The sequence below is a fragment of the Arthrobacter sp. Br18 genome (genome assembly GCF_000520555.1).
Classification (GTDB): domain Bacteria; phylum Actinomycetota; class Actinomycetes; order Actinomycetales; family Micrococcaceae; genus Arthrobacter_D.
Genome location: NZ_KI914846.1, coordinates 95676 through 106004, shown reverse-complemented (window position 1 = coordinate 106004; position 10329 = coordinate 95676). Strand labels below are relative to the sequence as shown.

10 protein-coding genes are annotated in these 10329 nt (G+C 67.6%); 6 read left to right on the top strand and 4 right to left on the bottom strand.

The genetic code is table 11. The features are described 5' to 3' along the window. Positions 1-201: 201 nt before the first annotated feature. Entirely contained in the window at positions 202-1458 is a 1257-nt protein-coding gene (locus tag Y704_RS0103225; RefSeq protein ID WP_155850199.1) for an isochorismate synthase, read from the bottom strand. A 217-nt stretch (positions 1459-1675) separates the two neighbouring features. Here Y704_RS0103225 and Y704_RS0103220 point away from each other — a divergent pair, with 217 nt between their 5' ends. From Y704_RS0103220 to Y704_RS0103205, 4 genes are all read left to right on the top strand, one after another. Next, positions 1676-2452, top strand: a complete 777-nt coding sequence (locus Y704_RS0103220) for a demethylmenaquinone methyltransferase (RefSeq protein WP_035771417.1) — start codon at positions 1676-1678, stop codon at positions 2450-2452. Continuing rightward, a complete protein-coding gene (locus tag Y704_RS0103215) occupies positions 2453-3769 on the top strand; it encodes a geranylgeranyl reductase family protein (RefSeq protein WP_026549031.1) in 1317 nt (438 codons plus the stop codon). Positions 3770-3829: 60 nt separating this feature from the next. Continuing rightward, the gene (locus Y704_RS0103210; RefSeq protein ID WP_253904221.1) at positions 3830-4870 is read left to right on the top strand and encodes a polyprenyl synthetase family protein; all 1041 of its coding nucleotides are present in this window, start codon (positions 3830-3832) and stop codon (positions 4868-4870) included. A 165-nt stretch (positions 4871-5035) separates the two neighbouring features. Then, positions 5036-5878: a type IV toxin-antitoxin system AbiEi family antitoxin domain-containing protein gene (locus Y704_RS0103205; RefSeq protein WP_162149361.1), complete on the top strand. Its 843-nt coding sequence runs from the start codon at positions 5036-5038 to the stop codon at positions 5876-5878. Between the two features lie 170 nt (positions 5879-6048). Here the strand turns inward: Y704_RS0103205 and Y704_RS0103200 are convergent, their stop codons facing one another. Genes Y704_RS0103200 through Y704_RS0103190 form a run of 3 tightly spaced genes read right to left on the bottom strand, consistent with a single transcriptional unit; the run spans position 6049 to position 7652 of the window. After that, complete coding sequence (locus Y704_RS0103200; RefSeq protein WP_026549028.1) at positions 6049-6519, bottom strand: HIT family protein; 471 nt, start codon at positions 6517-6519, stop codon at positions 6049-6051. Next, positions 6520-6945, bottom strand: a complete 426-nt coding sequence (locus tag Y704_RS0103195) for a hypothetical protein (protein ID WP_026549027.1) — start codon at positions 6943-6945, stop codon at positions 6520-6522. Between the two features lie 50 nt (positions 6946-6995). Next, on the bottom strand, positions 6996-7652 hold the full coding sequence (locus Y704_RS0103190; protein WP_026549026.1) for a trimeric intracellular cation channel family protein: 657 nt from the start codon (positions 7650-7652) through the stop codon (positions 6996-6998). 370 nt (positions 7653-8022) lie between these two features. Here Y704_RS0103190 and Y704_RS0103185 point away from each other — a divergent pair, with 370 nt between their 5' ends. Together Y704_RS0103185 and Y704_RS18685 are read left to right on the top strand one after the other, a co-directional pair. Beyond that, on the top strand, positions 8023-9219 hold the full coding sequence (locus Y704_RS0103185) for an IS110 family RNA-guided transposase (protein ID WP_035771415.1): 1197 nt from the start codon (positions 8023-8025) through the stop codon (positions 9217-9219). Positions 9220-9344: 125 nt separating this feature from the next. Continuing rightward, positions 9345-10319 (top strand): alpha/beta hydrolase, encoded by a 975-nt coding sequence (locus Y704_RS18685; protein ID WP_051476642.1) that lies wholly within the window; start codon positions 9345-9347, stop codon positions 10317-10319. The last annotated feature ends 10 nt before the right edge of the window (positions 10320-10329 follow it).

The following is a 10329-nucleotide window of genomic DNA, read 5'->3' as shown; positions in this document are numbered from 1 at the left end:
CGGAGCCGCCGCAGGCGGTCAGGGCCAGCGTGCCGGCGGCCAGCGCGGCCAGCAGTGCATTTCTTTGAAAGATCATGGGGTTCCTCGTTCGGACGGACGTTCGGAAATGGGGGCATCAAGGAGTCGGAATGATTCTACTGCGCTTTGAGATGTGCATCACAGGCTACAGGCATTGCCTATTGGTAACCAAGCCCGAGCTGATCAGCCGGCCAGACCGAGGGCCTGGATCATCGGACGGAACTTGCTCCACGTCTCGGCCAGCTCTGCTTGCGGCTGCGATCCCGCCACGATTCCGCAGCCCGCATAAAGGCGGATCCGGGTGGGGCTTTCCACGACAGCTCCGCGCAGGGCGATCCCCCACTCCCCGTTGCCATCGGCATCGATCCAGCCCACAGGGCCCGCATAGGGGCCGCGTTCGAGGTGCTCCAGCTTCCGGATCAGGGCTCCCGCCACCGTCGTGGGAGTGCCGCACACCGCAGCGGTCGGGTGGAGTGCCTCGACCAGAGCCAACGACGTCGGCACCCGCCCGCCGGAGTCGGGGGTCAGCTGCGCTGTCACGTCCGAGGCGAGGTGCCAGACGTTCGGCAGCTGGAGGACGAACGGCTCGCTGTGCGAGGTCATGGAGCTGGTGAAGGGCTCGAGCTGGCGGGTGAGTGAGTCGATGGCGATCGAGTGCTCGTGCAGCTGCTTGTCGGAACCCGCCAGGACGCGCTGCGCGTAGCCGGGGTCGCCGGCAGGTGCGATCGCCCGGTCCAGGGTGCCGGCCAGCACCCGGGCCCGGGCCGTGTTGTTCTCGACCTTGATGAGCATCTCGGGCGTGGAGCCGATGAGCCCGTCCACCGCGTAGGTCCAGCAGTCCTCGTACCGGACGGCCAGCTCACGAAGCACCTGGGCCGTCGCGATGGGAGCGCCGAGTTCGGCGACGACGTCACGGGCGAGGACCAGCTTGCTGAGCTCGCCGGCCTGGACATGCCGAACGCCGGCGGCCACGGCCGCCAGGTACTGGTCCTCGCTGAGGACCCCCGGACCGAGGCGGTCCCCCGCATGCGGCGCGCGCTCGGGCACGACGTCGTCGAGGTACTCCGCGAGCACGGCCTCCGCCGCTGCGGGGCTGACTTCCGCTCCGGGATCGCTGGTGATGTAGGTGAGCCAGCTGTAGCCGTCGGAGCACCCCACCACGATCTCCGGCACGATCAGGCGGGACCCGTACTCCGACGTCTTGGAGAACGCGAACGATCCGAAGGCGATCAGGCCTGAGCCGGGCTGCGCGACGGGATTCTCGACGTCTGCTGATGCCAGCTGGTCCCGCCACCAGTCCTGTGCGTCGGCAAAACGGCCCGGCCCCGCGCCGGTGAACCGCGCGGTTTCGCCGTAGGCGACAAGGCCGCCGCCCCGACGTATCCACGTGTAGGCGTCATTGCGCACCACGTAGTCGAGCAGGCCGGTATCGGGTTCCATCGGGCCACGGGGAATGGTGATGCTGCGAAGTCCGCCGGAGAACCCGCGGGCGGGCGCAGGTGCTGTCAGGGACGGATTGCTCATGGTGGATCCAAGCCTACTCCGCTGCGGGAGTGCGCATCGGACGGGCGGATGGCCCGCTCCAGGCGTCGTCCGGCCCAGCCCGCAGTCCGTGCCCGCGGTCCGGCGGCCGGTATTTGTTTGAGACAATGGGCGAGTGAAACGTGCATCCCTCGAGAAGCGCCCGGATGAAGTAGCAGCGATGTTCGACGGCGTCGCACCCAAGTACGACATCGTCAACGACGTCCTGTCCGTCGGCCAGGCGCACCGCTGGCGGCGGATCGTCGTCGACGCGGTAAATGCCCGCCCCGGTCAGCGCGTCCTCGACCTCGCCGCGGGCACCGGCACCTCGAGTGAACCGTATGCCGACGCCGGGATCGACGTCGTCGCGTGCGACTTCTCGCTCGGAATGCTCACCGTGGGCAAGCGCCGCCGGCCGGACATCAACTTCGTGGCGGGCGATGCGACCAACCTTCCCTTCGCCGACAATTCCTTCGATGCGAGTACGATCTCCTTCGGACTGCGCAACGTCAACGAGCCGGGTATGGCCCTGACGGAAATGCTGCGCGTCACCAAACCGGGCGGATCACTGGTGGTCGCCGAGTTCTCGCAGCCCACGGTGGCGCTGTGGCGGACCCTGTACACCGAATACCTGATGCGCGCCCTGCCGGCGATCGCCACGAAAGTCAGTTCCAACCCGGAAGCCTACGTCTACCTCGCGGAATCCATCCGGGCCTGGCCCGACCAGGATGAGCTCGCCGCGGAGATCACGGCGAGCGGCTGGGGCGAGGTGGCGTACCGCAACCTGAACGGCGGCATCGTGGCGGTGCACCGGGCCGTCAAACCGGGCGCACCGGGCGCCGCCAGACCGGGTCCGGCTGCTACGGGCGGTGCGGCGCGGCTGCGGCGGCGCAGCACGCGGGCGGCGAACTAGATGTCGGTCCTGATCATCGGGGCGGGTCCCGCCGGGTCCACCGCCGCCTTCTACCTGGCCAGCGCGGGCATCGAGGTGACGGTGCTGGAAAAGACGCACTTCCCGCGGGAGAAAGTATGCGGGGACGGGCTCACGCCGCGCGCGGTGCGCGAAATCCAGCTGCTCGGCCTACCGCACGACGAGGCCGAGGGGTGGCGCCGCACGAGGGGCCTCCGCCTCAAGGCAGGAGCCCGGACCGTCGAGGTGCCCTGGCCCGAGCTCAGCGACTTCCCCGATTATGGGCTCGTGCGCACCCGCCTCGGGTTCGATGAGGCTCTTGCCCGCCACGCGCAGCAGGCCGGTGCGGTTCTCCTCGAGGGCCACTCCGTCGCCTCCGCGGTGCGCAACGATGCAGGGCGCGTCACCGGCGTCGTCGTGAACCTGCTCGACGCCGCCGGACGCAAGACCGGCGAATCGCGCACCTTCAGCGCCGACGTCGTCCTGGCCGCCGACGGCAACTCCACCCGCACCGCGGTAAGCCTCGGGATGGCCAAGCGTGACGACCGCCCGCTCGGCGTCGCCGTCCGCACCTACTTCACGAGCCCCCGGCACGACGACGACTGGATGGAGGGCTGGCTCGAGCTGCCCGACGCCACCGGCCGTCCACTGCCGGGTTACGGCTGGGTGTTCGGCGTGGGGGACGGCACCTCCAACGTGGGCCTCGGCATCCTGAACTCCTCCGCTGAATTCGGCAAGCTCGACTACAAGCAGGTGCTGCGCGACTGGACGGCCGGGATGCCGCCTGAATGGGGCTTCACCCCCGAGAACCAGGTCGGAGAGATCCGCGGTGCCGCGCTGCCCATGGGTTTCAACCGGACACCGCACTACAGCCCGGGGCTCCTGCTGCTCGGCGACGCAGGCGGGATGGTGTCGCCCTTCAACGGAGAGGGCATCTCCTATGCCATGGAGTCGGCCCGGTACGCCGCCGAGTTCATCGAGCGCTCGCAGCGAGTGCTCTCCCCGCTCGGGCGCGACCAGGTGCTCTCCGGGTACGCGCCCTACATCCGGGCGCAGTGGGGAAGCCACTTCACCCTCGGCCGGGTCTTTGCCCGCCTGATCGGCAAACCGGCCATCCTGTCGCTGGCGCTGCGCACCGGCATGCCGGTCCCCATCCTCATGCGCTTCGTGGTGCGGATGCTGGCGAACCTGACCGACACCGGTGGACGAGGCTTCGAGGATCGCGTGATCCATCTGCTCGAGGCGCTCGTTCCGCCCACCAGCAACCAGCCGTCGGTCACGGCGGCCCTTCGTGCGCAATCTGCCGCGCCACGTGGTTAGTCTTATACGGTGACGAACTCCTTCAATTCCGGCTGGGCCAGCGTGGGTCCGGACAGTGCGCTGGACACCGCCGAGGAGCCCACCGATGCCTCGCTGGGCCTGCCGCCCGGTTTCGCGCTGATCGCGGAGGACCCAGAGCTCGGTCCGGCAGTGGCATCGTGCCTCGCCGAGGTCGAGAAGCAGTTGCGCGGCGCCATCTCGAATTCCGATCCGCTCGCCGATGCCACGAGCCGTCACCTCGTCGAAGCCGGCGGGAAGCGGATCCGTCCGCTCCTGACCATCCTCGCGTCCCATCTGGGGGATTCCACCCGCCCGGAGGTGGTGCAGGCCGCCGTCGTCGTCGAACTGACGCACCTTGCCACGCTCTACCACGACGACGTCATGGACTCCGCGCCCTACCGCCGCGGCGCACCAACGGCCCACGAGGTGTGGGGTAACTCGGTGGCGATCCTGACGGGTGACCTCATTTTCGCGCGGGCGTCGATCCTCGTGTCCGAGCTCGGCGGGGAAGCCCTGGGAATCCAGGCCCGCACGTTCGAGCGCCTGTGCCTGGGGCAGCTGCACGAGACCGTGGGGCCCCGCGAGGGCCAGGACGCGCTGGAGCACTACCTGTCGGTGATCGCCGACAAGACCGGTTCGCTGGTGGCGGCGTCGGGCCAGCTCGGCGCGCTGTTCGCCGACACCCCGCGGGAGATCATCGACGTCATGGTGTCCTACGGCGAGAAGGTGGGGGTTGCGTTCCAGCTCGCCGACGACGTCATCGACGTCACCGGGCTGAAGGTGAAGTCCGGCAAGGCTCCCGGGACGGATCTGCGGGAGGGCGTGCCGACTCTTCCCGTCATTCTCCTGCGGCGGGCTGCCGCTGAGGGGGACGCCTCCGCTGCCGACGTGATCGCGCTGGTCGACGGGGACCTTGCCTCCGACGATGCCTTGGCTGAGGCTGTTGCCGCCGTCCGGTCGCACCCCCAGACGCAGGAAGCCTGGGCTTTCGCGCAGCGTTGGGCCGACGACGCCGTCGTCGCCCTGGACCCGCTGCCCGACAGCGTGGTGAAGCAGGCACTGGCCAGCTTTGCCCAGGCCGTGGTGAGCCGGGAAGTCTAGGCCTCCCGGATTGTCCGGGTGCACGACAATTGCCGCCATTGCCACTTTGAGGTCGCTTTTGTCGGCGTGTCCCCTTCCGACACGCCCTTCGAGTGGGCAATGCCGTGAAATGCGGTGCGGGTATTTGCCGACATAGCCGTTGTGGTAGCCCCACGGTCTGCCGGTGTGGACTTGGCTACCCTTATGGAAGTGGAGCGCGTGCTGCGCGGCATGGGATCGGTTGCCCGAACGCAGGACCTGCGGCGGCGGGGCTTCGGGGCAAGGGCGTTGACGCGGGCTGTCGCGGACGGGCGCGTGCTCCGGCTGCGTCCCGGCGTCCTGGCCCTGCCGGATGCACCAGCGGATTTCAGTGCCGCAGTGAGTGCGGGTGGACTGCTCACCTGCGTTTCCGCTGCCGGCCACTATGGGTTGTGGACCACCAGGGAACCGTCGGCGGTGCACCTGAGCCGTGTCAATCTCGGTGCGGGTAACGCCGTCAACCACCGCCGTCGGCAGGTTCCCATTCACGCGGTGCTTCCGATGGTGGGTCTGATGGACGTGTTGGTGCACGCCCTGCAGTGCCGTCAGCAGTCGGAGTCCGTTCCGATGGTCGAGTGCGCGTTGAGGCGGGGAGACTCAGTCCCGCGGTTTGTGAGGGACCTACTGCCCGGCAACCGCAACGGTCCGGCACGCGCCGCACTCGGCCGGGCCGGGACGAGCGCCGATTCGGCAATCGAGGTGGTTGCCCGGCTCCTGCTCGAGGACGCCGGCTGGCAGGTTGAACCACAGGTGCATATTGCCGGGGTACGCCGGGTGGACTTCCTTCTTGAGGGATTTCTCGTGATCGAGATCGACGGCGCGGCCTTTCACTCCGACCGCGGGGCCCTCCGACGGGACCGGAAGCGCAACAATTGCACGATCATCGGCGGCTACCTGGTGCTGCGCTTCTGCTACGAGGATGTGATGTTCTTTCCGGAAGAGCTCCTTGCGCAGGTCGCTCAGGTACTGCGTCGGCGGCCGACGCGCTGAGGTCGCACGGGTTCTGCCGTCATTGCCGAGGAGGGCCGCGCATTCGCGGCGTGTCCGTCGACGACACGCGGTTCAGGGCAGCGATGACGGCAAATGCTGTGCACCGGCCGTGCGCTCGATCGGCGCTGGTGGGCGCCAGGCGGAAAGGTGGGCAGCAGCCGACGTCGGACCTACAGGAACGCCCGCAATTCCAGCGCCTTGCGCGCCCGGATCTCAGGATCCACCACGGGCCGCTTCGGTGTGAAGTAGAAGCCGTCGTCGTGCCAGCGCGGGAGGACGTGCTGGTGGTAGTGCCAGACGTGCTGGCTGCCCGCGGGCTCGTTGTGCTGCCGGGTCGACACTCCGTCGGGGTTCCACGCGCGCTTGATCGCCACCGCGACATCGCGGGTCAGCGTCATGATCCGGGCGGCGACGTCGTCGGGCAGTTCGTAGAGCAGCTCGACATGGCTCCGTGGGGTGACGAGGACATGGCCCGGGTTCGGCTCGAAGCCGTGGGAGGCGATGAAGGCGAGGACGAGGTCATCCGAGTACACGACGTCGCCCGGGCGGCAGAGGTTCCGCGGGTTGCCGAAATCACCGCGGGCCAGATCGCAGAAGGGGCACCGGTATCCCTCGGGAGCATGGTGCGTGAATCCGCTCACTCAGTTCCCCTCGGTGTCCTCGAACACCCACTCGAACAGGTCCAGGACGTACTCGCTGAACGTCCCTTCCTCGGACTTCCACTCCCCGCGCGCGTTGTTGCGCCGCCACACGATCGGGTCCGGGACGGAAAGCTGGTCGGCCTTCATACCCCAGGTGTAGAGCTCCTCCTCGTCCTCCAGGAACAGGAGGTAACCGTCCTCGATTTCCAGCTCGTCGGGATCCCAGAAGAAGTGGAAGGCTTCCATGATGTCTTCCGTCGCGCCGACAGCGAGGTAGAACTCGCGCAGCGCGAGAGGCAGTTCGAAGTCCTTGCCCCGCATCAGATCTTCGAGCTCCGCCGGCGACAGTCCGTCTTCTTCGACCCACTCGTCCTCGAAATAGGAGGGAACCAGGGCTCGGAATTTGTCGAGGAAAAGTTCAGTCACGGGTACTCCAGGTGGGGGTTTGGGGACGCCTCAATCGTAGCCGCCCGGGGTCAGGCGCCGTTACCCCTCCGCAGGCGCCGTGGAGTCCAGGCACGCGCGGCGAGCGGCGCGTGCCAGCCGTAGCGCCAGGCCAGGACGCGCAGCGAAAAGACCATCGACGCCGCGGCCGTTCCCGTCACGAGGTTGAACCAGCCGTGGGGCACCAGCAGGGTCGCGACGACGGCGCCGAGCATCGCGGGCAGTGCGTAGATGTCGCGCGGATCGAACAGTTGCGGAACCTCATTGGCGACGACGTCGCGCAGCAGGCCCCCGCCCACGGCGGTGGTGACTCCCAGCAGCATCGCAGCAACAGGGTTCAACCCGAACGCGAGGGCCTTCAGCGTTCCCGTGATGCAGAAGAGGGCAAGGCCGGCGGCGTCGAAGATGACCAGGACCCGCCGGACCTTTTCCACGCCCGAGAACACGAAGTACACCAGCACCGTGGCGAGCAGCGGCGGCACCAGGTAGGTGGGGTCGTTGAAGGCGGCGGGAGGGGTGTCGATGATGACGTCGCGCACCACGCCGCCACCCAGTCCGGCGAGTGAGGCAAGGAGCAGGGAACCCACGAGGTCGAAGCCCTTGCGGGCGGCCAGCAGCGAACCGGAGACGGCGAAGAAGAACACCCCGAGCAGGTCGAGAATCAGGGCTATCCGGTCTGCTGTATCCATGGAGTCCTTGCAGGGGAGGGCCGGCCCGCCGGCGAAGCAGGACGGGCGCGGAGCAGGCAGGGCGGCGTTTGTCCAACGTCAAGCATGACAGAGAGCCTCCCGGCAGATGTACTCCGGAGCCCGTCCCCCCGTTACTTTATTCGTAGGCCCTAACGGTGTGAACTGTTGGGGTGTTGGCCTATCGGGTCCGGCATGATTGTTGCCCCCAGTCGCTCATGATCCGGGGGGTGTTGTCACCGGACCTGATTGGCGTCGGGTGATCGCTAATAGGGGCTCGACTAGGAACGAAGTTCCGAGGTCGTTCGTAACGTGGATGCCGGGACTTGACGCCCGTGACCAGGCCACTTTTCTTCGAGTGGACGGAGTAGTCATGATCGAGAACTACGACAGCGTCGACGTGTTCGTAGGTGTCGACGTCGGCAAGGGCGAACATCACGCCGTTGCTCTGAACAAGGCAGGCAAGGTCGTGTTCGACAACGCATTGCCGAACAACGAATCGAAGATGCGGGCGGTGCTGCAGAAGCTAAAGCACCACAGTACGGTCCTGGTGGTCGTCGACCAACCAGCCACGATAGGTGCGTTGCCGATCGCCGTCGCCCAGGCTGAGGGCGTCCTTGTCGGGTATCTGCCGGGGTTGGCGATGCGGCGCATCGCTGACCTCCATGCTGGCGAAGCCAAGACCGACGCCCGAGACGCCGCGATCATCGCTCAGGCCGCACGAACGTTGCCGCATGCGTTGCGGTCAATCCAGCTGGCCGATGAATCCGTCGCGGAACTATCGATGCTTTGCGGTTTCGATGACGACATTCTGGGACAGATGACCGCGACCAGCAACAGGATCCGCGGCCTGCTGACCCAGATCCACCCCGCATTGGAACGGGTCGTGGGCCCGCATCTAGACCATCCCGCGATGCTGGACTTGCTGCAGCACTACCTGTCACCGGAAGCGATGAAGACCGCCGGAACAAAAAGGATGGCGACCCGACTAATGAAGCTGGCACCCCGGATGGGACGGCGTCCAGAGGACATCAGCCAGGCATTGAGTGAGCAGACCGTGGTTGTGGTGGGCACCAATGCCGCAGCGACCGTTCTGCCGCGCTTGGCCGAGCAACTCGCAGCTCTGCGGCGGCAACGGGCAGAGATCGCCGTAGTGGTGGAGAAACTGGTAGAGGCCCACCCTCTTTCCTCCGTCCTGACGAGCATGCCCGGAGTCGGCGTCAGGACCGCAGCAAGGCTCCTCACCGAAGTTGCCGGCAAACACTTCGAGTCTTCCGGACACCTTGCCGCCTACGCAGGTCTGGCTCCCGTGACCCGCAGATCCGGCTCATCGATCCGAGGTGAGCACCCGTCCCGCCGTGGCAACAAGATCCTTAAACGCGCCCTGTTCCTATCAGCATTCGCAGCCCTCCGGGATCCGATCTCGAGGACCTACTACGACCGGAAGATCGCCCAAGGCAAACGCCACAACCAAGCCCTCATCGCCCTGGCTCGCCGACGCTGCGACGTCCTGTTCGCCATGCTCCGCGACGGCACCCTTTATCAAGCAGACCATCCACTCGCCGCTTGACAAGAACATAGGGGCACCCCCCCGGGCGCCACGATCGGTGTGCGGCAGGGGTGCTACCGAGGCCGGACCGCCGGGTACGTGCCGGGACGGCCGGGAGCGGGGTGCCCAGGCGCTAGGCTGGCCGGATGATGGAGCGCATCCGACGAAGCCTGCAGCGGTACCCGCCGAACGATCCCCGCCTCGAGGGCTCCCTTCCCATGCGGCTGGCCTCACGGGTCATCGCGCTGACGCCGACGAAGGACCGCCACCGGACCACCGACTGGGTCGAGTCCACCTATCCCGGGCGCGAGTATCCGGAACCGGCGGCCATGCCGCGGTCCCTGGCAAAGGCGCACAGCATCCAGGATCGTCTGGTGGACGGCATCCGGACCATCACCGTCCGTCCGCGGAAGGGCGCAACCCGCCTGCACATCATCTACACGCACGGCGGTGTCTACATCAACGAACTGAGCCGCCCGCACTGGTGGATCGTCGCCGAACTGATGCGGCGCACCGGTGCCACCGTCACCGTCCCGCTGTACCGGCTCGCTCCCGAGAGTACCTATCGCGAGGTGTACCCCTACCTCACCGCGGTGTACCGCGGGGTACTGCAGACCAGCGACGCCGCCGACGTCGTCCTCGCAGGAGACTCCGCCGGGGGCGGACTGGCCGTCGCGCAGTGCTGGGCGTTCGCGGACGCCGGGTTACCCGCTCCGTCGAAGATTCTCGCCATCTCGCCCTGGCTCGACGTCACCGGCACCCATCCCGACGTGCCCCGATATGAGCGGATCGATGCCATGCTGTCCGTCCCCGGCGCAATACGCGCGGGGTCCTGGTGGGCCGGTGGCGACGATCCACGCACGCCGCTCGTGAGCCCTGCCTCTGCCCCGGCAGAGATGCTTGGCAGCCTTCCGCCTACGCGGATCTACCAGGGCACCCGCGACGTGTGCCTGCCGGACGCCGTGCTGTTCCGCGATCGCGCGCGGGAAGCCGGCGCGGACGTCGTCCTGAGGGAGTACCCTGGCGCGTTCCACGTTTTTCCGGGCCTGCCCTGGCTCCCCGAATCCCGTGCGGCGTACGCGGACCTGGCCGATTGGCTGGGTCGTCCCGCCCTGCCGTGACCGCCCTGCC